At 68.8% G+C, this 21,314-nt stretch carries 19 protein-coding genes; 10 read left to right on the top strand and 9 right to left on the bottom strand.

All coding sequences use genetic code 11. From position 1 onward, the window contains the following. The first annotated feature begins 213 nt into the window (after positions 1–213). Genes QZV81_RS08445 through rraA form a run of 4 tightly spaced genes read left to right on the top strand, consistent with a single transcriptional unit; the run spans position 214 to position 4,603 of the window. Positions 214–2,385, top strand: coding sequence for an AAA family ATPase (locus QZV81_RS08445; RefSeq protein WP_292835683.1), 2,172 nt, complete (start codon positions 214–216; stop codon positions 2,383–2,385). A gap of 26 nt (positions 2,386–2,411) precedes the next feature. After that, complete coding sequence (locus QZV81_RS08440; RefSeq protein ID WP_292835680.1) at positions 2,412–3,311, top strand: metalloregulator ArsR/SmtB family transcription factor; 900 nt, start codon at positions 2,412–2,414, stop codon at positions 3,309–3,311. 24 nt (positions 3,312–3,335) lie between these two features. Beyond that, the gene (locus tag QZV81_RS08435; protein ID WP_292835677.1) at positions 3,336–4,112 is read left to right on the top strand and encodes an aquaporin; all 777 of its coding nucleotides are present in this window, start codon (positions 3,336–3,338) and stop codon (positions 4,110–4,112) included. A 23-nt stretch (positions 4,113–4,135) separates the two neighbouring features. Beyond that, positions 4,136–4,603 carry a ribonuclease E activity regulator RraA gene (gene rraA, locus QZV81_RS08430; RefSeq protein WP_292835735.1) on the top strand — a complete coding sequence of 156 codons (468 nt, stop codon included), beginning with the start codon at positions 4,136–4,138 and terminating at the stop codon, positions 4,601–4,603. Between the two features lie 15 nt (positions 4,604–4,618). Here rraA and QZV81_RS08425 read toward each other — a convergent pair whose 3' ends face one another. Both QZV81_RS08425 and QZV81_RS08420 read right to left on the bottom strand, forming a co-directional pair. Beyond that, a complete protein-coding gene (locus QZV81_RS08425) occupies positions 4,619–5,710 on the bottom strand; it encodes an ABC transporter permease (RefSeq protein WP_292835674.1) in 1,092 nt (363 codons plus the stop codon). Continuing rightward, positions 5,707–6,591 carry an ATP-binding cassette domain-containing protein gene (locus QZV81_RS08420; protein WP_292835671.1) on the bottom strand — a complete coding sequence of 295 codons (885 nt, stop codon included), beginning with the start codon at positions 6,589–6,591 and terminating at the stop codon, positions 5,707–5,709. The genes QZV81_RS08425 and QZV81_RS08420 overlap by 4 nt, the downstream gene beginning before the upstream one ends. A 308-nt stretch (positions 6,592–6,899) precedes the next feature. Between QZV81_RS08420 and QZV81_RS08415 the strand changes: the two genes are divergently transcribed. Beyond that, positions 6,900–8,165: a hypothetical protein gene (locus QZV81_RS08415; RefSeq protein WP_292835668.1), complete on the top strand. Its 1,266-nt coding sequence runs from the start codon at positions 6,900–6,902 to the stop codon at positions 8,163–8,165. A gap of 19 nt (positions 8,166–8,184) precedes the next feature. Here QZV81_RS08415 and QZV81_RS08410 read toward each other — a convergent pair whose 3' ends face one another. From QZV81_RS08410 to QZV81_RS08400, 3 genes are all read right to left on the bottom strand, one after another. Next, complete coding sequence (locus tag QZV81_RS08410) at positions 8,185–9,024, bottom strand: exodeoxyribonuclease III (RefSeq protein ID WP_292835665.1); 840 nt, start codon at positions 9,022–9,024, stop codon at positions 8,185–8,187. A 112-nt stretch (positions 9,025–9,136) separates the two neighbouring features. Next, positions 9,137–10,540, bottom strand: coding sequence for a Re/Si-specific NAD(P)(+) transhydrogenase subunit beta (gene pntB / locus QZV81_RS08405; protein ID WP_292835662.1), 1,404 nt, complete (start codon positions 10,538–10,540; stop codon positions 9,137–9,139). Beyond that, positions 10,537–12,072 carry a Re/Si-specific NAD(P)(+) transhydrogenase subunit alpha gene (locus QZV81_RS08400; protein ID WP_292835660.1) on the bottom strand — a complete coding sequence of 512 codons (1,536 nt, stop codon included), beginning with the start codon at positions 12,070–12,072 and terminating at the stop codon, positions 10,537–10,539. Before QZV81_RS08400 ends, pntB begins: the two co-directional genes overlap by 4 nt. Positions 12,073–12,169: 97 nt before the next feature. Between QZV81_RS08400 and pyrE the strand changes: the two genes are divergently transcribed. Then, a complete protein-coding gene (gene pyrE / locus QZV81_RS08395) occupies positions 12,170–12,766 on the top strand; it encodes an orotate phosphoribosyltransferase (RefSeq protein ID WP_292835657.1) in 597 nt (198 codons plus the stop codon). Between the two features lie 5 nt (positions 12,767–12,771). On the opposite strand, the gene QZV81_RS08390 is transcribed toward pyrE, so the two are convergent. Further along, positions 12,772–12,951, bottom strand: coding sequence for a hypothetical protein (locus QZV81_RS08390; RefSeq protein WP_292835654.1), 180 nt, complete (start codon positions 12,949–12,951; stop codon positions 12,772–12,774). A 204-nt stretch (positions 12,952–13,155) separates the two neighbouring features. Between QZV81_RS08390 and QZV81_RS08385 the strand changes: the two genes are divergently transcribed. Next, complete coding sequence (locus QZV81_RS08385; RefSeq protein ID WP_292835650.1) at positions 13,156–14,109, top strand: SDR family NAD(P)-dependent oxidoreductase; 954 nt, start codon at positions 13,156–13,158, stop codon at positions 14,107–14,109. A 12-nt stretch (positions 14,110–14,121) separates the two neighbouring features. Here QZV81_RS08385 and QZV81_RS08380 read toward each other — a convergent pair whose 3' ends face one another. Both QZV81_RS08380 and QZV81_RS08375 read right to left on the bottom strand, forming a co-directional pair. Beyond that, positions 14,122–14,760, bottom strand: coding sequence for a metal-dependent transcriptional regulator (locus tag QZV81_RS08380; RefSeq protein WP_292835647.1), 639 nt, complete (start codon positions 14,758–14,760; stop codon positions 14,122–14,124). Positions 14,761–14,768: 8 nt separating this feature from the next. Further along, positions 14,769–16,067: an Nramp family divalent metal transporter gene (locus QZV81_RS08375; protein ID WP_292835644.1), complete on the bottom strand. Its 1,299-nt coding sequence runs from the start codon at positions 16,065–16,067 to the stop codon at positions 14,769–14,771. A gap of 67 nt (positions 16,068–16,134) precedes the next feature. Between QZV81_RS08375 and QZV81_RS08370 the strand changes: the two genes are divergently transcribed. Beyond that, positions 16,135–16,776 (top strand): RNA methyltransferase, encoded by a 642-nt coding sequence (locus tag QZV81_RS08370; RefSeq protein ID WP_292835641.1) that lies wholly within the window; start codon positions 16,135–16,137, stop codon positions 16,774–16,776. 13 nt (positions 16,777–16,789) lie between these two features. On the opposite strand, the gene QZV81_RS08365 is transcribed toward QZV81_RS08370, so the two are convergent. Beyond that, positions 16,790–18,115 carry an MATE family efflux transporter gene (locus tag QZV81_RS08365; RefSeq protein ID WP_292835638.1) on the bottom strand — a complete coding sequence of 442 codons (1,326 nt, stop codon included), beginning with the start codon at positions 18,113–18,115 and terminating at the stop codon, positions 16,790–16,792. A gap of 45 nt (positions 18,116–18,160) precedes the next feature. Between QZV81_RS08365 and QZV81_RS08360 the strand changes: the two genes are divergently transcribed. Beyond that, positions 18,161–20,140 carry a M13-type metalloendopeptidase gene (locus tag QZV81_RS08360; protein ID WP_292835635.1) on the top strand — a complete coding sequence of 660 codons (1,980 nt, stop codon included), beginning with the start codon at positions 18,161–18,163 and terminating at the stop codon, positions 20,138–20,140. After that, the gene (locus QZV81_RS08355) at positions 20,137–21,156 is read left to right on the top strand and encodes a serine hydrolase (RefSeq protein ID WP_292835632.1); all 1,020 of its coding nucleotides are present in this window, start codon (positions 20,137–20,139) and stop codon (positions 21,154–21,156) included. Before QZV81_RS08360 ends, QZV81_RS08355 begins: the two co-directional genes overlap by 4 nt. Positions 21,157–21,314 lie beyond the last annotated feature (158 nt).

Below are 21,314 nucleotides of genomic sequence, written 5' to 3'. Positions count from 1 at the left end.
GAGAAGAGAAGAGAAGAGAAGAGAAGAGAAGGGTGTGTGGATCTCCAGCATGGAGCGCACGCGTTTCGCCCGGGAGCGCCGGATGTTGCGGGCGAGGAAAGCCCCGCTCACATCTCCGGCAGTCGTGCGTGAGGCTGGCTCCGCGGCACGCAATCTGCTAAAGTTGAGCCATAGCGACTCAACTTTGAGCGCGAGAGATCTCAGGAGAACCACATGAACGCACAACCCGCACCCGGGCAGGAGGACGAAAAGAGCGCCCTCGAGCAGTTCGGGATCAATCTCACCGATCGTGCACGCCAGGGGAAGCTCGATCCCGTCATCGGCCGCGACAGCGAGATTCGACGCGTCAGTCAGGTGCTGACCCGCCGCACGAAGAACAACCCTGTCCTGATCGGCGAGCCCGGTGTCGGCAAGACCGCCGTCGTGGAGGGTCTCGCCCAGCGCATCGTCGCGGGCGACGTGGCCGAGTCGCTGAAGAACAAGGAACTCGTGAGCCTCGACATCTCGGCTCTCGTAGCCGGGGCGATGTACCGAGGCCAGTTCGAAGAGCGCCTGAAGAGCGTGCTCAAGGAGATCACCGACTCCGACGGGCGCGTCATCACCTTCATCGATGAGCTTCATGTCTTGATGGGTGCGGGCGGCGGCGAGGGGTCTGTGGCCGCGTCGAACATGCTCAAGCCCATGCTCGCCCGCGGCGAACTGCGCCTCATCGGCGCGACGACGCTCGACGAGTATCGAGAGTTCATCGAGAAGGATGCCGCCCTCGAACGCCGGTTCCAGCAGGTCTACGTGGGGGAGCCGACGGTCGAAGACACGATCGCGATCCTCCGGGGCCTGAAGGGCCGGTACGAGGCGCACCACGGCGTCACGATCAGCGACAGCGCGCTGGTGGCTGCGGCATCCCTGTCGAATCGGTACATCCCGAGCCGCCAGCTGCCGGACAAGGCGATCGACCTCATCGACGAGTCCATGAGCAGACTCAAGATGGAGATCGACTCGAGTCCGGTCGAGATCGATCAGCTGCGTCGCAACGTCGACCGGATGAAACTCGAAGAGCTCGCCCTGAAGAAGGAGAAGGACGAAGCGTCGAAGGAGCGACGGACGAAGCTTCGCGAGCAGATGGACGCGGCCGAGGCCGAGCTCGCGCTGCTCGAGGCGCGGTGGGCGCGCGAGCGTGCAGGCCTGAACCGGGTCGGTGAACTGAAGAAGCAGCTGGATCAGGCTCAGACCGATCTCGAGCGCGCGATCCGCGAAGCCGACTACGCCCGCGCCTCGCAGTTGCAGTACGAGACCATCAAACGCCTCGAGCTCGAGCTCGCGGATGCAGAGAGCGCTGAACAAGCGCCCGATGATGAGCCGCGCATGGTGAACGAGCAGGTGACCGAAGAGGACATCGCGGCCGTGATCGCGGCCTGGACCGGAATTCCGGTCGGTCGGCTCCTGCAGGGCGAGAGCGAGAAGCTCGTGCACCTCGAGGCCGAGTTGGGAAAGCGCATCATCGGTCAGAAGGACGCCGTGAAGGCCGTCTCGGATGCCGTCCGTCGTTCGCGTGCGGGGATCAGCGACCCGAACCGGCCCACCGGCTCCTTCCTCTTCCTCGGGCCCACCGGCGTCGGCAAGACCGAATTGGCCAAGGCGCTCGCCGAGTTCCTCTTCGATGACGAGCGGGCGATGGTCCGGATCGACATGAGCGAGTACAGCGAGAAGCACTCCGTCGCTCGTCTGGTCGGAGCCCCTCCGGGGTACATCGGCTACGAGCAGGGCGGACAGCTCACCGAAGCCGTGCGTCGGCGTCCCTACGGCGTCGTGCTCCTCGACGAGGTCGAGAAGGCGCACCCGGAAGTCTTCGACATCCTGCTGCAGGTGCTCGACGACGGGCGTCTCACAGACGGGCAGGGTCGCACGGTCGATTTCACCAACACGATCCTGATCCTCACGAGCAACATCGGCTCGCCCATCCTGATCGATCCGGCTCTGCCGATCGACGTGCGGCGGGAACAGGTCATGGCGCTCGTGCGGCAGGCCTTCCGGCCGGAGTTCCTCAACCGCCTCGACGACATCGTCATGTTCCAGGCGCTCAGTCAGGACGACCTCGCGCAGATCGTCGAGCTCTCCGTCGACGCCCTCCAGCGTCGGCTGCACGAACGGCGGCTCACGCTCGCCGTCACCCCCGATGCCCGGGCCTGGCTTGCCGAGCGCGGCTACGACCCGATCTTCGGGGCACGCCCCCTGCGTCGCCTGATCCAGTCCGAGATTCAGGACCGACTCGCGATGGCGTTGCTGTCGGGTGGGGCCCGTGACGGTGATCTGATTCGTGTGGAGGTCGCCGCGGACGGCAGTCAGCTGGTGCTGACCAGCACCGCGGCAGTCGGAGGCTCCGCGTAGCGGCCTTGGCAGATAGACTGGCGTCTATGGATTCGAGGGAGAGCACGCCCATTCTGGCGGTGCTGGCTGATCCGACGCGCTCCCGGATCCTGCAGCTCATCCGCGATGCCGAGGACGGCCGAGTTCTCGTCGGGCGCCTGGCCGATGAGCTCGGCCTGCGCCAGCCCACTGTCAGCCACCACATGAGGGCCCTGCACGACGAGGGCATCGTCATCCGTGAACCGGAGGGAAGACGGGTGTGGTACTCGATCGACCCGGACATCGCCGACCGGATTGCGACACTGCTCGGAGATGTGACGCGCGAAGCCGACGACCAGGAACCCGATTTGATCCGCGTCGCCGCGGACATCGCCGAGCGATACCGCGGCGTGTTCAATCGCGAGACCACCGAGCGGTACGTGCGCGAAAGCCACGACCTGCTCGCCGCCCGCGAGGACGTGCCCCGGCTCGCCTCGCGGACAGCGGCCTTCGCGTCGCAGCGTCTCGATGACCTTCTGCGCGTGCAGCAGCATCCGAACGCCGTGCCGGAAGTGCTGTTCGTGTGTGTGCAGAACGCGGGGCGGTCGCAGCTGGCAGCGGGAATCCTCCGGCAGCTCGCGGGCGACCGCGTCGTGGTCCGCACCGCCGGATCCGCACCAGCGGACGACGTTCGGCTCTCGATCGTGTCCGCGCTCGATGAGATCGGAGTGCCCGTGGGCGGGGAGTTTCCGAAGCCCCTCACCGACGAGGCGGTGCGGGCTGCGGATTATGTCGTCACGATGGGTTGCGGTGATGCCTGCCCGGTCTATCCGGGGCGCCGCTACCTCGACTGGGACATCGATGACCCGATCGGCCAGCCGCCGGTCGCCATCCGACGCATCCGTGACGACATCGATGAGCGGGTTCGCGCCCTCCTGAGCGAGATCCTCTCCACGCCGCCCGGGTAGCAGATCAAGAGAAGCGAGAACATCATGAGCGAGACCACTCATCGCGCGGACGCGACAGTCACAGGCGTCGCTCTTGCGCGTCGTGCCACGGCCGAGGTTGTCGGCACGGGCCTGCTGGTGACGGTCGTGGTCGGGTCCGGGATCGCCGCCCAGCGGCTCACGACTGACCCGGGCCTGCGTCTGCTCGAGAACTCGATCGCCACCGCGCTGGGGCTCGGGGTGCTGATCCTGCTGTTCGGCCCCGTCTCGGGAGCTCACTTCAACCCGCTCGTCTCCGCCGCAGACGCCCTTCTCGGCCGTCGCCGCCGCACGGGCCTGTCATTCCCGGTCCTCTGCGTCTACATCGTCACGCAGGTCATCGGCGGCATCGGCGGAGCAGTCCTCGCCAACGCGATGTTCGCCGTCCCCACGACACTGTCCTCGACCGACCGCGCAACACCTGCGACCCTGCTCGGCGAGATCGTCGCCACTGCCGGGCTCGTGCTCCTGATCGCCGGGCTCGCGCGCACCCGTCGGCCCGTCCCGGTGGTTGCGGCGGCGGTCGGAGCGTATATCGGCGCGGCCTACTGGTTCACCAGCTCAACCTCCTTCGCCAATCCGGCCGTCACGATCGGGCGGCTCTTCACCGACACCTTCGCCGGCATCGCCCCCGCCTCCGTTCTGCCGTTCCTCGGCGCGCAGATCGTCGGCGCGGGGATCGGGGTCGCGCTTGCGATCCTGCTCTTCCCGCACGCCACCACCGCTACCGGGGACCTGGTCGCCGACCCCGTGCTCACCGAGACGAGGGAGAATTCCCGATGACTCAGCAGAGCTATGGTGGGATCATGACCCGCGCGACAGCCGACCTCTACGATGAGCGAGGCGAGGAGCTCGACTCGCTCGCCCTGCAACTGCACGATATCGGCGGGCGCGTCGCGTTCGACGGCCCCATCCGCACCATCCGCTGCCATCGCGACAATGCGCTGGTCAAGCAGACCCTCGCGACCGCGGGCGCCGGAGCCGTCCTGGTCGTCGATGGCGGAGGCTCGCTCGAGTCCGCCCTCGTGGGTGACCTGATCGCGGCGTCCGCCGTCGACAACGGCTGGGCCGGGATCATCGTGCACGGAGCGATCCGCGACCGTGCCGTGATCGGCACGCTCCCGCTCGGCGTCAAGGCGCTGGGATCGAATCCGCGCAAGAGCGCAAAGGACGGCGTCGGAGAGGTCGATGTGCCCGTCGTGATCGCCGGCGTCCGCTTCACGCCCGGGCGACACGTCTGGGCCGACGCCGATGGGATCCTCGTCGAGCGCTGAGGATGCCGTCGCCGCTCAGCCGGCGAGTGCTTCCCTGAGCTTCACGCGGGCGCCCATCCGCAGGATCGAGTTCTCGTAGATCTTTGCGCCGACCCCGACCGCCGCGAGGCAGGTGATCAGCAGGAGCGCGAGCGCCAGCAGCGGCTCCCACCACAGCGCCTCACCGAGGAAGATGCGCACCGGCATGCCCACCGGAGCCGAGAACGGCACATACGACATGACCGTGAGTACGAGCGTGTTGTCGTTGAAGAAGACGACGAGCAAGTACGGCGCCATCACCAGGAAGGTCAGCGGTGTCGTGGTCGAGCCGATGTCCTCCTGGCGCGAGACCATCGCGCCGGCGGCCGCGAACAGCGACGCCAGCAGGACGAATCCGAAGAGGAAGAAGACCGCGAACCAGCCCAGGGGAGCACCCAACCCGGTCAGCAGCTCGCTCTGCCCCGTGACCGTGAGCCCGACGACCGCGACCGCGGCGAGCCCGATGATCTGGCCCATCGCGAGGATCGTGTTGCCGAGCACCTTGCCCGCCAGGAGTGCCCGGGTCGGAATCGCCGAGATGAGGAGTTCGACCACGCGGGTCTGCTTCTCTTCGACGACAGACTGCGCAATCGTGGAGCCGAATGTGAGCGCCGCCATGAAGAAGATGGCGCCGAACCCGAGGGCGACGATGGAGCGGAGGAACGGATCGGTCCCCTCCGTGGTGAGCAGCTCGATGGGCGGGCTGGCGCTGAGAAGGGACGTGAGTTCGGGTGGGATGCCGGTGTCTCCGACGACGGTGTATGCGAACCCGCCGTCGCCGCCGGGGACGAGGGCGGCGTCGACCTCGCCGGCGCGGACGAGATCGCGCGCGGCGTCGGCGTCGATGGCACGCGTGACTTCGACAGCCTGTTCGAGATCGGCGACGACCGACGCGGTATCGGCGGTGACCGCGACGGGGATGCGGGAGTCGCTTTGCGCCGAGAGTCCGCCCCACAGCACGCTGATGAGCGCGACCGCGAGCAAGATGCCGGTCGAGATCAGGAACGCCTTGCTGCGCATCTTCGAGCCCACTTCCCGTTCGGTGACCAGCCAGACGCTGTGCGCGAGGGACGGGGTGTGCGCGTTCACCGGATGACCTCCTTGAAGATCTCAGCAAGGGATGGATGGCGGGGCGCGAAGCTCGCGACGTCGCCGGTGGCGACCGCGCGGCGGAGCACGCGCTGCGCGGTCTCGTCGGTGTCCGCATCGAACAGAGCGCAGCCGCCGTCGAAGTCGACCATCTCGACGCCCGGCTCCTCGCGGAGCCATCCGGCGTCTCCGGTCGTGACGAGCTCGAAGCGCCGCTGCGCGTGCTGAGCGCGGAGCGCATCGCGGTCGCCGGTCGCGCGGATCGTCCCGTCGGCGATGATGACGAGGTCATCGCACAGACGCTCGACGACGTCGAGTTGGTGCGATGAGAACAGCACAGCGGCACCGTCGGCGGCACGCGCCTGCAGGACCCCGGCCACGACGTCGACGGCGAGCGGGTCGAGGCCCGAGAACGGTTCGTCGAGGATCAGCACCCGCGGGTCGTGCACCAGCGCCGCGGCGATCTGAGCGCGCTGCTGGTTGCCGAGAGACAGCGTCTCGACGTTGTCGCCGAGCCGTTCGCCGAGCCCGAGCTCGTCGAGCAGCGCCGTCGCGCGGGTCGTGGCATCCGCTTTCGAGAACCCGTGCAGACGGGCGATATACACGATGTGATCGAGCACGCGCATCTTCGGATAGAGACCGCGCTCCTCAGGCATATAGCCGAAGCGTCTCCGGTCGGCGGGCGTCACGGCTGCGCCGTCGAGGGCCACCTCGCCACTGTCGCGGGCGAGCACGCCGAGCATGATCCGCATCGTGGTCGTCTTTCCGGCGCCGTTGCCGCCGACGAAGCCGGTCAGCCGACCCTCGGTGACACGGAAGCCCACATCGTCGAGCACGCGGCGACCGCCGTAGCTCTTGGTGATCCCCGTCAGCTCGAGCATCTGAACTCCCTCTCGTCCTATCCCCACCTTATGAAATTGGTGGGAGTCATGAAACTGGTGGGAGTCGCGCCGAGGCGAGAGGTGGAGGCCCTCAGCCTTCCGACGTACGCGGGCGCAGCCTTCTCGACCCCCGCGGGGCGGGAGGAAGGGCCGGATCCGCATGCACGTGATTGACAGCCAACCTTCAGCAGATGGAAACCTTCTGTTGGGGTGCTCGTTCTAACGTCGATGGAGTGACAACACTCCACGGGGGTACGCGTTTGCCCGAGCGGATGGCCGCGATATCGCAGCGGCTCGGGGTGTGGGGGATGACGCGACGCGGACTGCTCGTCGGATTCGCCGCGGTGCACGTCGTGCACCTGATCGGCCTGCTGCACGTGATCCTCTTCGGCGGCACTCAGGGTGACCTCCCGCTCTACCGCCTCTGGGCGATGCAGGCGCTGCACGGTCACTGGCCCGTCATCGATGACCCGTGGGTGTATCCCGTCGGAGCGCTCGCGCCGATCGTCGCGCCGATGATCGCCGGCGCGTTCAACTACCAGCTGATCTGGCTCGTCCTGGTGGCCTGCGCCAACCTCCTGGCGATCCTCGCGCTCACCGGCGGGCTGCAGCGCCCCTCCGGGTACCCCGCGGCATGGTACTGGCTGCTGATTCAGATCCTGCTCGCACCGGTCTCGATGCTGCGCCTCGAGGCATTCACGGCGCCGCTCGCGATTGCGGCGCTCGTCTACGTCGCCCGTCGTCCCGTCGTCTCGGGCGCACTGATCGCCGCGGGCGCGTGGATCAAGGTGTGGCCGGCCGCCCTGGCCGCCGCCGCCGTGGTGGTGTCGTCGAGACGGCGCGGGGTCATCCTCGGTGGTTTGAGCGTCTCGGCCGTCATCGCGGTCACGGTCGTGGCATTCGGCGGCGGCGCGAACCTGTTCAGCTTCATGACGGTCCAGGGCGATCGCTCGGTTCAGCTGGAAGCGCCGGTCGCCACGCCCTGGGTGTGGGCGACGATCCTCGGGATCCCCGGATCGGAGATTCGCAACAACGTCGAGCTCGCAACCCGTGAAGTCACCGGACCGGGCGAGCAGTTGGCGGGTCAACTGGTGGGAATAGCCATGCCGGTCGCGTTCGCGCTCATCATGCTGCTGCTCTGGCGTGCACGCCGTGCCGCTGCGGCGGGCGGGCGACTGACCCCTCGCTTCGAGCAGCGGCTGATCGTCCGCGGCTCGTTCGCGCTCGCCGCCGCGCTCATCGTCTTCAACAAGGTCGGCTCGCCGCAGTACATGCTGTGGCTCGCTCCGATCGTCGCCGTCGGGCTGGCCGTCGAACCCGAGGCCTGGCGCTCGATCGCCTGGTGGATGGCGGGGGTGTCGGTGGCGACGACGCTCGTGTTCCCGATCCTGTACATGCCGCTCGTGGATGCCAACCCCATTGCGGCGTCGGTGCTGCTCGCGCGCAACGCCATGGTCGTCGGCCTCTTCGCGGTCAGCATCTCGAGTCTGTGGCGCATGGGGGCCAGTCGCCGGACGCGCGCGCTGCCTCCGGCATCCCTTACGGCCACGGGGGCTGTCGCGACCCAGTCCTGAGCAGGTCAGAGTATCGCGGTCACCAGACCATCGGACGGTCATCGTCGTCCGGTCCCGTCAGGTCGAGGTCGACGACGACCGGGACGTGGTCGCTGGGGATCTCTCCCTTGCGCTCTTCACGGTGGATGCCGGCCGCCACCACGGCCTCGGCGAACGCGCGCGAGCCGAGGATGAAGTCGATGCGCATGCCCTCGTTTCGGGGAAACCGCAGCTGCTTGTAGTCCCAGTACGTGTAGCCGGTCGGGACGAGGGGGCGCACCGCATCGGAGAGCCCGGCATCCAGGAGGGCCTGGAAGGCGGCGCGCTCGGGGACCGACACGTGTGTCGTCACACCCTCGATCACCGTCGGGTCGCCGTTGTCGGCGTCGGTCGGAGCGATGTTGAAGTCGCCGGTCAGGGCCAGGGCGAGATCCGGGTTCGCACGCAGGCTGTCGGCGGTGTAACCGCGAAGCGCTTCGAGCCAGGCCAGCTTGTACGCGTAGTGAGGGTCATCGAGAGCGCGGCCGTTGGGTACATACAGGCTCCAGACCGTGACGCCGCCGACCGTCGCGCCGATCGCACGCGCCTCCCGAGGGGCATCAGAACCGTCGTAGCCCTTCTGGAACCCGGGCATGCCGGGGAAGCCGATCTGCAGGTCCTCGATCGGCTCGCGGCTCGCGATCGCGACGCCGTTCCACTGGTTCAGACCGTGCGCTTCGACCGTGTAGCCGGCCGCCTCGAACTCGGCGTAGGGGAACTGCTCCGGCTTGCACTTGATCTCCTGCATCGCAAGCACATCGATGTTCTCGCGCACGGCGAAGTCGACGGTGCGCGCGACGCGCGCGCGGATCGAGTTGACGTTCCAGGTGGCCACACGCATGGCATCCAGCGTATGCGTCTCGGTGGACGTTCCTGAGGAGATGTCGAGATTTGAGGATCGGATGCCCTGGATCGGTCCTCACAATCCGACATCCCCTCGGCAACCGGCAACGCTACAGTGCGCGGAGGATGTCCTCCACGCGCTGCTTCGCGTCGCCGAAGAGCATCTGCGTGTTCTCGCGCCAGAAGAGCGGGTTCGCGACGCCGGCGTAGCCCGAGGCCATGGACCGCTTGAACACGACGACGTCGGCGGCATCCCACACGTGCAGCACGGGCATTCCGGCGATCGGCGAGGTCGGATCTGTCGCGGCGGCCGGGTTGACCGTGTCATTCGCGCCGATCACCAGCACGACGTCCGTGGAGGCGAAGTCGTCGTTGATCTCGTCGAGTTCGAGCACGATGTCGTAGGGCACGCGCGCCTCGGCCAGAAGCACGTTCATGTGTCCCGGCAGGCGACCGGCGACGGGGTGGATGCCGAAGCGCACCTCGACACCGCGCTCCCGCAGACGCTGCGTGAGGTCGGCGACGGGATACTGCGCTTGCGCGACGGCCATGCCGTAGCCGGGCGTGATCACGACCGAGCGGGCCGTGCGGAGGAGCTCCGCGACCCCCGCGGCGTCGATCTCGCGATGTACGCCCTGTTCTTCGGCATCGGCCCGCGGGGCCTCGATGCCGAATCCGCCCGCGATCACCGACAGGAACGAGCGGTTCATCGCCTGGCACATGATGTAGCTGAGGTAGGCGCCGGACGAGCCGACGAGAGCTCCGGTGACGATGAGCAGATCGTTGTTCAGCAGGAAGCCCGCTGCGGCCGCCGCCCAGCCGGAGTAGCTGTTGAGCATCGAGACCACGACGGGCATGTCCCCGCCGCCGATCGAGGCCACAAGATGCCAGCCCAGCGCGAACGCGAGCGCGGTGACTGCGATGAGCAGCCCGAGGCTCGGAGCCGCGATGTACCAGACGGTCAGCGCCACGAAGGCGATGAGGGCGCCGAGGTTCAACGCGTTCTTGCCCGGGAGCATCAGCGGCTTCGAGGCCATCCGGCCCGAGAGCTTGAGGAAGGCGACGATCGACCCGGTGAAGGTGACGCCGCCGATGAAGACGCCGATGAAGACTTCGCCGTGGTGGATGTCGCGGAGCGCGCCGGTGAGCCCGTTGTCGTACAGGGCGCCGTTCCAGCCGACGAGGACGGCAGCGAGCCCCACGAACGAGTGCAGCAGGGCGATGAGCTCCGGCATCCCGGTCATCTCGACCACCCGTGCCCGCCACAGCCCGATCGCGCCGCCCACGATGACTGCGACGACCAGCAGCGTCAGGCCGAGGGCTGCGGACGGTTCACCCCAGCTGCCGGAGGCGACGAGCCAGACGGTGGCGACGAGCGCGATCGCCATGCCGGCGATGCCGAACGTGACGCCGCGGCGCGAGGTGGTGTGCTTCGACAGCCCCGCGAGGCTCAGAATGAACAGCAGCGCGGCCACGATGTAGGCGGCCCCGGCGGCGGATGCGGCGACGCTCACTTGTCGTCTCCCTTCGAGAACATGGCGAGCATCCGCCGGGTCACGGCGAATCCGCCGAAGACGTTGATGGATGCCAGCAGCACAGCCGCGGCGGCGAGGATCTGCACGACCAGATTTTCGGCCGTGATCTGGACCATCGCGCCGACGACGATGATGCCGCTGATGGCGTTCGTCACGCTCATGAGCGGGGTGTGCAGGGCGTGGGCCACCTTGCCGATGACGTAGAATCCGATGACGACCGACAGGGTGAGCACGAGGAAGTGCTGTGGCAGTGGGGGCGGAGCGACGGCGCACACGAGAAACAGCGCCGCGATGCCGAGAGCGATGAGCCCGTTCTTCGCGCGCGGCGAGAGGGTCTTCTTCTCCGGTGCGGGTGCGGGTGCGGCGGTCGCGGGCGCCGGTGCGGCCGACACCTGGACCGGCGGTGGTGGCCAGGTGACTTCGCCGCCGCGGGTGACCATCACGGCGCGCTGGACGGTGTCTGCCTCGTCGAGCGCGAAGACGCCGTCCTTCTGGGGCGTGAGCAGGGTGAGCAGGTTCAGCAGATTGGTGCCGTAGAGCTGCGAAGCCTGCTGGGGGAGGCGCCCGGCGAGGTCGGTGTACCCGAGGATCACGACGCCGTTCTCGGTCACGACGCGCTCGCCGGCGACGGACCCCTCGACGTTTCCGCCCTGCCCGGCCGCCATGTCGACGATGACGCTGCCGGGTTTCATCGATGCGACGTCGGCGGCCGTCAGCAGACGAGGCGCCGCCCGGCCGGGGATGAGCGCTGTCGTGATGACGATGTCGACGTCGGCGGCCTGCTCGCTGTAGAGCTCGGCGGCTCGGCGATCGTAGGCCTCGCTCGTCGCCTTCGCGTAGCCGTCGGTGGAGGCGTCGACCGCGACATCGACCGGAAGGTAGGCGCCGCCGATCGAGGCCACCTGGTCGGCGACTTCGGGCCGTGGGTCGGTGGCGCGGACGATCGCGCCGAGGCTGGATGCCGCCCCGATCGCGGCGAGGCCCGCGACGCCGGCGCCCGCGACGAGTACCTTCGCCGGGGGGACCTTCCCGGCTGCGGTGACCTGGCCGGTGAAGAAGCGGCCGAACTCGTTCGCCGCCTCGACGACAGCGCGATAGCCGGCGATATTTCCCATCGAGCTCAAGACATCCATCGACTGCGCGCGCGAGATGCGGGGGACTGCGTCGAGCGCGAGAGCCGTGATATCGCGCTCGGCGAGCCGCTCGAGCAGCTCCGGGCGGAGCGCGGGGCTCAAGAGGGCGATCAGCGTCGCACCCGGCTGGAGGAGCGCGAGCTCGTCGTCGGTCGGCGCGTTCACCTTCAGGACGATCTCCGCGCTCCACGCCTCGCTCCGTGCGGCCACGACGGCGCCGGACTCGAGGTAGGCCGCGTCGGGGAAGGAGGAGCGGGCTCCGGCATCCGTCTCCACGAGGACGTCGTAGCCGAGGGCGCGGATCTTCGCGACCGTCATCGGGGATACTGCGACGCGGCTTTCGCCGGGCTGCTCAGCGACAATGCCGATGCGGGCCATGGTGCTCCTTCTGCTCGTATTGCGACTCTACCGTGCGGGCTTCGTCAGCACCGTCGGCGCCATGAGACTGAAGGATGCGGCCTCGTAGACTCGACCTATGATCGCCCCTGAGTCCTCAGCCGCCGAGCCCTCCACCCCCGGTTTGGAGGCTGATCGCCAGGCCCTGATCGGGCTGATCCAGGCGGAGGCCGTCTTCCACGGAGACTTCACGCTCTCGAGCGGCAAGAAGGCGACGTATTACGTCGACATGCGCAAGCTGACCCTCGACCATCGGGCGGCGCCCGCGATCGGGCGGCTCGTCCTCGATGTCGTGCGCGACCTCGACATCGATGCCGTCGGCGGACTCACGCTCGGCGCCGATCCCATCGCCAACGCCGTGCTGCACGCCTCGGTGCAGGCGGGGACGCCGGTGGATGCGTTCGTCGTGCGCAAGGAGCCGAAGGACCACGGCCGTGGGCGCCAGATCGAGGGCGCCGAGGTCGCCGGGAAGCGCGTCGTCATCGTGGAGGACACCTCCACGACGGGTGGCTCGCCGCTCAAGGCCGCCGAGGTCGCCCGTGCCGCCGGCGCCGAGGTCGTCGCGATCGTGACGGTCGTCGACCGCAAGACCGGCGCGCAGGCGGCCGTCGAGGCCGCCGGGTACGCCTGGCGCTCGGTCATCGACCTCGCCGACCTGGGGCTCGCGCCGCAGTAGCCGCCTCAGGCGAAGACGGGTAGCTGCGACGCGAGCGCGAGCATGAGGCCCAGCAGGGTCATCAGCACGAGCGCGCGGCCGTTCGGCAGCGGCGTGCCCTGCGGAGCTTCACGCCGCGCGCGGACGAACAGCACGAGCGTGAAGACCAGCAGGGCCAGCGCCGACAGCACGAGGAACACGGCCATCAGCGGTCGCCCCCGCGCCCGCGAACATACTGGATGACGAAGGCGACGAGCGTGCCGACGAGGATGACTGCCGTCGTCGCGAACAGCAGCGTCTGCTCGAACGAGGTCACGATTCCTCCGCGATGCCGCTGAGCCGGCACTCGATATCGGCGCGTGTCCGCATGGGGCTCAGCCTAGCGGCGGCTCGCACCGTAGTCTCGACGCGTGACGCCTGAGAAATGGGACCCCCGGCAGCTGCCCGACCTCACCGGTCGGCGCTTCCTGGTGACCGGATCCACAGCGGGACTCGGCTTCTTCTCGTCGCTGCAGCTGGCCGGCGCAGGTGCGCATGTCGTGATGACCGGCCGCAATCCGAACCGCCTGTCGACCGCGCGGGCGACGGTGCTGGGCCAGCATCCGTCGGCGTCGATCGAAACGCTCATCCTCGACACCAGCAACCTCGGCTCGATTCGCTCCGCCGCGGCGACCGCGCGCGGCCGCACAGGGCTCGACGGGCTGCTGCTCAATGCGGGAATCGTCCACCCGCCCGCCGCGCGCGAGACCACTGCGGACGGGCACGAGATCGTCTTCGCGACCAACGTCCTCGGGCACTTCGCGCTCGCCGGAGAGCTGCTGATATCGCTCGCGATGGCTCGTGGGCGCATGGTCTGGGTCGGATCCATGTCCACGTCGATGTGGAAGTACGATCCCGTCGATCCCGAGCTCGAGAACGGGTACACAGCGTGGCGTGCGTACGTCCAGTCGAAAATCGCCACGACGGCGCTCGGGTTGGAGGCAGATCGGCGCCTGCGGGACGAGGGCGTGCCGGTGGGCAGCCTGGTCGCGCATCCGGGCTACTCGACGAGCGGGCGCACGCGCGGCATCCTCGGGATCAATGAGCCCTCGCGGCGAACGCGCTTCTTCGACAACCTCCAGGCGCCGATCACGCAGTCCAAGGAACACGGCGCGTGGCCGCTCGTTCGGGCGCTGGTGGATTCGGATGCGCGCAGCGGATCGTTCTGGGGACCCTCGCACGTGGCCACCGGACTGCCGCACGAAGGGACCGCGGCGGCGATCACGCGCGACCCCGAGATCGGCGCCCGTCTCTGGGCTTTCTGTGCGCACGCGACCCGCACGCCGTGGCCCTACGAGCAGGCCGCGCGATCGCGCGGCCGCTGACCCTCGCAGGCGTCAGGCGCTGAGCCAGACCGCCTCAGCCGCGCCGGAGGGAAGCTCGACGGATCCACTGCCGTCGATCCGGACGACGGCGCGCCCGGTCACGGTCACGCCGTGGCCGACGTCGAGGCCTGTCGCCTGAAGTGCCCGAAGGAGAGCCGGATCGCGGTCACTGACCCGCAGCACCCTGCCGGTATGGCCGACGTGCGCCGCTCCGAGGAGGACGAACGGCTCGCGGATCACGTCGCCGTTCTCATCGGGGATCGCGTCGCCATGGGGATCGAACCGCGGCCGTCCCAGGCGCTCATCGATGCCGTCGAGCAGTCGATCGCTGATCGTGTGTTCGAGCACCTCGGCTTCGTCGTGAACTTCATCCCACGCGTAGGCGAACTCGCGAACGAGCCAGGTCTCGATCAGGCGATGCCGGCGGAGGATCGCCGCGGCGCGGAGGCGTCCGGCATCCGTCAGCGACACGGGACCGTACGGGCGATGTGAGACGAGGTCCTGCGCCGCGAGCTTGCGCACCATCTCGGTCACCGTCGACGGAGCGAGCCCGAGCTCGGCGGCCAGCTGCGACGGCGTGATCGGCGCGGTCTGCCACTCGGTGTGGTGGTAGATCGTCTTCAGATAGTCGTCGATCACGGCGGAGAGCACGCTTCAGGTTATCCGCCGGTGAAGACGAGCCACAGCAGCAGTGCATTCAGCGACACCAGGAAGACGGATGCCGCGACCCCCGCCGCCGTCGTCCACCAGCGGTTGCGGTACTCCCCGAGAACGTCTCTCCGTGCAGTGAGGGCGACCAGCGGAATGAGTGCGAACGGGATGCCGAAGCTCAGCACGACCTGGCTGAGCACGAGCGCCTGCGTGGGGTCGGCGCCGATCGCGAGGACTCCGATCGCAGGCGCGAGCGTCACCAGTCGACGCGCGAGCAGAGGGATGCGCACGTGCAAGAGACCGCTCATGATCTCGGCGCCGGCGTAGGCGCCGACCGCGCTGCTGGCCAGGCCGCTCGCGAGCAGCCCCACGGCGAAGAGGGTTGCGATGACCCCGCCGAGCCCGGTCTGCAGGGCGGCGTGGGCCCCTTCGAGGGTCTCGGTGCCGGCTACGCCGACGAGGTTGGCCGCCGCGAGCAGCAGGATGCAGAGGTTCACGGTGCCGGCGATCGCCAGGGCGATCGTGACATCCCAGCGGGCGGCGCGCAGCAGACGCGCGGTGCTGTGCGACCGGTCGCTCTCGCGCGCGGTCGGCGCGGTGAAGCGGTCGCGCGCGAGAGCGGAGTGGGCGTAGATCGCGTGCGGCATGATCGTCGCTCCGAGGATGGACGCTGCCAGCAGGACCGATTCGGCGCCGTCGATGCGCGGGACGAGCCCGTCCGCGATGCCCGCGGCGTCCGGCGGTCCGAGGAAGACGCCGGCCGTGAACCCGACCGCGATGACGACGAGCAGGCCCATCACGACGAACTCGAACGGCCGGGCGCCCCGGCGCGCCTGGATCGCCAGCAGCCCGATCGAGACGGCGCCGGTGATGAGGCCGCCCCAGACGAGAGGGATGCGGAACAGCAGCCACAGCGCGACGGCCCCGCCGATGATCTCGGCGATGTCGGTGGCCATCGCCACGAGCTCGGCCTGGAGCCAGTATGCCCGGCGGCCCCATCGGCTTCGGATGCGCTCGCCGAGCGCGTCCGCGAGGCTCAGGCCGGTGACGACCCCGAGCTTCGCGGACAGGTATTGAATGAGCCAGGCCATCACGTTGCCGAGCACGACGACCCACACGAGCAGGTAGCCGAAGCGAGCGCCCGCAGTCATGTTGCTGGCGACGTTGCCGGGATCGAGGTAGGCGACACCGGCTACGAGCGCGGGGCCCAGCAGCCACGCCGCGCGGGGTGCGGTGCGCGGTGTGGCGGTGTCGTGAGGAGTGCCCGCGACAGCGGGATCGGCCGCCGGAGCGGGATTTTTCGGCATGCCGAAAAACTAGCAGGGTTTCGGGTGTCCGAAAGGCGATCGGCGCGCGTCGCACTAGCCTGGGCGGGTGCGCGATCCAGCCAGCCCCGAACCGACCGAGTCCGACCTGCCGGTGGGCGTGGGTCCGTGGCCAGGTGGGCCGGAGACGTGGCCGGGCGACGCCCGCCTCGACCCCGAGCTGCTCGCACACGGCGACCGCCGCAACGTCGTCGATCGGTACCGGTACTGGTCCATGCGCGCCATCGTGGCTGACCTCGATGAGCGTCGGCATCTTTTCCATGTCGCGATCGAGAACTGGCAGCACGACATGAACATCGGCTCGATCGTCCGCAGCGCCAACGCGTTCGGCGCGGCCGAAGTCCACATCATCGGCAAGCGCAGGTGGAATCGCCGGGGCGCGATGGTCACCGATCGCTATCAGCACGTCCGCCATCATGCGGACGTCGCCGTGTTCCGGTCGTGGGCCGCCGCTGAGGGCATTCCGATTGTCGCGGTCGACAACGTCGAAGGCTCGGTGCCCGTGAACCGAGCCGACCTGCCCGAACGCTGCGTGTTGCTGTTCGGTCAGGAGGGCCCGGGCCTGTCGGCCGAGGCGCTCGCCGCCGCCGAGGCCGTGATCGAAATCACCCAGTACGGCTCGACGCGTTCGATCAACGCGAGCGCCGCGGCCGCCGTCGTGATGTACGAGTGGTGCCGTCGGCACGCCTGACCCGCGCCCGGGGTCAGGCGCCAGCGGTGAGCCAGTGCGCGCCGCGTACGCGCCACGTCAGGGTGCCGAGGCGCGCGAGCATGAACACGCCGAAGAAGCTCACCGCCAGCCACGCGAGCCCGGCCGCGTCGGTGGGGCGTACGAGCCACAGGGCGAGCAGTGCGGGTGCATAGGGCAGCAGCGTAAGGCCGCCGGCGATCGCGAGAAAGCGCGTGTCGCCCGCGCCGATGAGGACGCCGTCGAGGACGAAAACGATGCCGCACACCGGTTGCGCGATCGCGAGGACCAGGAGCGCGGGCTGAACGAGTGCAGCGATCGAGGGATCTCCCGTGAAGACGAGACCGATTCCGCCGGACACGGCCGCGATCACCCCGCCGACGACGATGCCGAACCACGCACCCCACGCGACGGTGCGGCCGAGCACGCGTCGCACGAACGGCTCGTCGCCCGCGCCGAGACCCTTGCCGATGAGCGCTTGCGCGGCGATCGCGAGCGCATCGAGCGCGAACGCCGCCGTGGAGAAGATCGTGAACGCGATCTGCCAGCCGGCGAGCTCGTCGGTGCCGAGCGCTGTCGCGACGGCGACGGTCGCCAGGAGCGCCGCGCGCAGCGACACGGTCCGCAGGAAAAGCCATCCTCCCGAACGCACCGACCCGCGCACCCCGTTTCGGCGCGGCCGAAGGGACGACGCGTGCCGCCGGGCGAGGCGGCCGACGACGAACGCGTACGCGCCGACCATGGCCCACTGCGCGAGAACAGTCCCCGCGGCTGAGCCGGCGATGCCCCACCCGAACCCGTAGATGAACGCCGCGTTCAGCAGCGCATTCAGTGCGAATCCGATCCCCGCGATCCACAGGGGTGTCACGGTGTCCTGCATCCCCCGCAGGAGTCCGGTCGCGGCGAAGACCACGAGCATGGCCGGCAGGCCCCACATCGACAGCCCGAGATAGATCTCCGCTTGCTCGGCCACCTCGACAGGCGCGCCGAACAGGGCCACGAGCCACGGTGAGGTGAGCGAGCCGGCGATGGCCAGGATCGCTCCGAGACCGAGCGCCAGCCAGAGGCCGTCGATGCCGGCACCGACCGCTCGGGTGTGGTCGCCGGCCCCGAACCGCCGAGCGACGGCGGGCGTGGTCGAGTACGCGAGAAAGACCATCAGCCCCACGATGGTCTGGAGCACGGCCGAGGCGATCCCGAGGCCTGCGAGCGGGATGACCCCCAGGTGTCCGACGAGGGCGGCATCCACGATCAGGAACAGCGGCTCCGCGATCAGGGCGCCCAGGGCCGGCACCGCCAGACGCAGGATTTCGCGGTTGAGCGTCGGGGCGGGCACGCTCATGAGCCTAGGGCGAACGATTCGGCGACGGCGCGTAGGCTGGACGGCATGACCGAGACCGCCATCCGCTCGGGTATCGAGCTGTCCGAGCTGAGCGCCACCATTCGCCCGCAGGATGATCTGTTCCGCCACGTCAACGGCGCCTGGCTCGAGCGTACCGAGATCCCCGACGACAAGGCCCGCTGGGGCTCGTTCCATCTCATCGCGGAGCAGGCGGAGAAGGACGTCCGCGTCATCATCGAAGAATCCACCGCAGCGGCGCCCGGCACCGAGGCACGCAAGATCGGCGACCTCTTCGCGAGCTTCATGGACACCGGTCGCGCCGAGAGCCTCGGTGCGACCCCGGTCCTCCCGCAGCTGGCGAGGGTCGAGGCGATCGACTCGATCCCCGCGTTTCTCCGCGTCGCCGGCGAACTCGAGCGCGAGGGGGTGGGCGGCATCATCGGCACCTACATCGAGCCCGATCCCGGCAATCCGCAGCGCTACGTCGTCTTCTTCGTCCAGAGCGGCCTTTCGCTTCCGGACGAGAGCTATTACCGGCTCGAGAACTTCGCGGGAACCCGGATCGCTTTTCGCGAGTACGTGACGGCCATGCTGACTCTCGCCGATGTTCCGGATGCCGCGGCCCAGGCTGATCGGGTCCTCCTGCTCGAGACGGAGCTCGCCGGGCACCACTGGGACAACGTCCGCAGCCGGGACGCCGTCGCGACCTACAACCTCATGACGTGGGACGACGTGCAGCAGCGCGTCGGCGTGAAGCTGGACGGGTGGCTCGATGCCGTTGCCGGCGCGCGCCGTGCGGGCTTCGCCGAGATCAACGTCAACCAGCCGAGCTACCTGGAGGGCCTCGGGGGGCTTCTCGCCGAAGAGCGGCTCGAAGATTGGAAAGCCTGGCTGCGCCTGCACGTCATCCGCGCTTCGGCGGCCTTCCTCTCGGCCGACTTCGTGGACACGAACTTCGCCTTCTACGGCACCGAGCTCACGGGCGTCCCCGTCAACCGTGAGCGCTGGAAGCGCGGCGTCAGCTTCGTCGAAGCCGCCCTCGGCGAAGCTGTCGGCAAGGTGTATGTCGAGCGGCACTTCCCGCCGCGCGCGAAGGAGGAGATGGACGAGCTCGTCGAGAACCTCATCGAGGCGTACCGGCAGTCGATCTTGCAGCTCGAGTGGATGACTCCTGCGACGCGCGAACGCGCGCTCGAGAAACTCGCCGCCTTCACGCCGAAGGTCGGGTTCCCGGTGAAATGGAAGGACTACAGCGCGCTCGAGGTCGATGCGCGGGATCTGATCGGCAATGTCCGCCGGACGAACGCGTGGGAGCACGATCGGCAGCTGGCGAAACTCGGGGCGCCGATCGATCGCGACGAGTGGTACATGACGCCGCAGACCGTGAACGCCTACTACAACCCGCTGATGAACGAGATCGTCTTCCCGGCGGCGATCCTGCAGTATCCGTTCTTCGACATGGATCGAGATGCGGCTGCCAACTACGGGGGGATCGGCGCCGTGATCGGGCATGAGATCGGGCACGGATTCGATGACCAGGGAAGCGCCTTCGATGGCACCGGCACGCTCAACGACTGGTGGACGGACGAGGATCGCGCCGCGTTCGAAGAGCGCACCGGCGCACTCATCGCCCAGTACAACACGCTCGTTCCGAAGGGGCTCGCGGCCGAGCACACCGTCAACGGTGCACTCACGATCGGTGAGAACATCGGCGACCTCGGCGGTCTCGGCATCGCCCTGAAGGCGTACCGGCTCCACCTGGCCGCCACCGGCGAGGACGGAGACGGACCTGTCGTCGACGGATTCACCGGCATCCAGCGTCTGCTCCTGAGCTGGGCCCAGATCTGGCAGCAGAAGGGGCGGGATGCCGAGACCATTCGCCTGCTGACGATCGACCCGCATTCGCCGAACGAGTTTCGCTGCAACCAGATCGTCCGCAATCTCGACGAGTTCTATCGCGCGTTCGAGGTCACTCAGAGCGACGAGCTGTGGCTCGACCCTGACGCGCGCGTCACGATCTGGTGAGCGAGCGACCGCGCACGCGCCGCGCTGCGGCGCCGGAGCCGGAACCGGTTCCGGCCGCCCGGGAGGGTGGGCGCGCCGCAGCCCGCGCGAGCGATGCGGCGACCGGCGGTGTGGAAGCTCCGAACGCGACGCGCTCTCGCCGCCGGGAGGCCCCCCGCGAGCGGTCCGCCGCGCGCCGCGCACTGCGGCAGCCGTCGTTCATCGGCACGTTGAAGGCACTCGACCTGCTCTCGAATGCCGGCGCGCAGGTTTCGGTGCGGGTCTCCGATCTGGACAGTGGCGAGGGCGTCCTTGTCGGCGACGATCACCTGACGCTTCCGGTCGCCGGGCTGGGCATCGTGCCGCTGTTGATCGAGGTCGCGGCACAGATCGAGGCGCGCACGCTCGACCCGCTCGAGGTTCTCGAGCGGGCGTCCGCCGACCCGGTGGCCGGCGCCGGTCTGTGGCAGTATCTCAACGCTCGCGCGCTGCCGGTCTCCGACCTCGCGGTGCTCGCCGCGTCCGCGTCGGACGCGTCGGCCGCCAACGCCCTGCTCGCCCGGGTGGGCCTCGACGCGGTGCATGCCCGCGTCGAGGCGATCGGCCTGGCCAAGATCGTCCTGCTCGACAGGTTTCGCGACGTGCGTGGCCCCGATGACGCCCCGGAGGTCGCGTTGGCATCGGCCCGCGAGCTGTCGGCGATGTTCGCGGCGATCGTGAATGCGCAGGTCGTTTCGCCCGCCGTCAGCGCTCAGGTCGGCGAATGGCTGACCCTCACGCAGGACCTCGCGCTGGTCGGATCAGCGACGGCGCTGGACCCCTTCGCGCACGCCGACGATCGGCATGGACTGCTGTTCGTGAACAAGACGGGGCGAGCCGACGGCATCCGCGCGGAGGCGGGCGTGATCGCCGGACCTCGACACGGCCTCTCCTATGCGCTCATCGTGTGCTTCGACGATCTGTCGATCGCGCACCGGCTCCGAGCCAACGAGGCATTCCACACGCTGGGCCTCGAACTCATGGAATACGTGTACTGACCGGCCGCCGCGTCCCGGCATCCCCTCTTCGTCAGTCTCGTCGCACTCTCCTTCCGCCAGCGTGTCCCGCTTTCGGCGGCGCCTGTCCCAGTCCCGGCGGCGCGCGTCCCAGTTTGTGTCGCTTGAGGGGCGCTGGAGTGACACAAAGTGGGACACGG

The organism is Microbacterium sp. (assembly GCF_011620665.1).
Lineage (GTDB): Bacteria > Actinomycetota > Actinomycetes > Actinomycetales > Microbacteriaceae > Microbacterium.
This window is presented reverse-complemented; position numbering and strand designations above follow the sequence as displayed.

Excerpts from the sequence above, each read along its gene's own strand:
- QZV81_RS08445 (WP_292835683.1), top strand. The coding sequence starts at position 214 with ATGAACGCACAACCCGCACCCGGGCAGGAGGACGAAAAGAGCGCCCTC.
- QZV81_RS08440 (WP_292835680.1), top strand. The coding sequence starts at position 2,412 with ATGGATTCGAGGGAGAGCACGCCCATTCTGGCGGTGCTGGCTGATCCG.
- QZV81_RS08435 (WP_292835677.1), top strand. The coding sequence starts at position 3,336 with ATGAGCGAGACCACTCATCGCGCGGACGCGACAGTCACAGGCGTCGCT.
- rraA (WP_292835735.1), top strand. The coding sequence starts at position 4,136 with ATGACCCGCGCGACAGCCGACCTCTACGATGAGCGAGGCGAGGAGCTC.
- QZV81_RS08420 (WP_292835671.1), bottom strand. The coding sequence starts at position 6,591 with ATGCTCGAGCTGACGGGGATCACCAAGAGCTACGGCGGTCGCCGCGTG.
- QZV81_RS08415 (WP_292835668.1), top strand. The coding sequence starts at position 6,900 with ATGACGCGACGCGGACTGCTCGTCGGATTCGCCGCGGTGCACGTCGTG.
- QZV81_RS08410 (WP_292835665.1), bottom strand. The coding sequence starts at position 9,024 with ATGCGTGTGGCCACCTGGAACGTCAACTCGATCCGCGCGCGCGTCGCG.
- QZV81_RS08400 (WP_292835660.1), bottom strand. The coding sequence starts at position 12,072 with ATGGCCCGCATCGGCATTGTCGCTGAGCAGCCCGGCGAAAGCCGCGTC.
- pyrE (WP_292835657.1), top strand. The coding sequence starts at position 12,170 with ATGATCGCCCCTGAGTCCTCAGCCGCCGAGCCCTCCACCCCCGGTTTG.
- QZV81_RS08390 (WP_292835654.1), bottom strand. The coding sequence starts at position 12,951 with ATGGCCGTGTTCCTCGTGCTGTCGGCGCTGGCCCTGCTGGTCTTCACG.
- QZV81_RS08375 (WP_292835644.1), bottom strand. The coding sequence starts at position 16,067 with ATGCCGAAAAATCCCGCTCCGGCGGCCGATCCCGCTGTCGCGGGCACT.
- QZV81_RS08365 (WP_292835638.1), bottom strand. The coding sequence starts at position 18,115 with ATGAGCGTGCCCGCCCCGACGCTCAACCGCGAAATCCTGCGTCTGGCG.
- QZV81_RS08360 (WP_292835635.1), top strand. The coding sequence starts at position 18,161 with ATGACCGAGACCGCCATCCGCTCGGGTATCGAGCTGTCCGAGCTGAGC.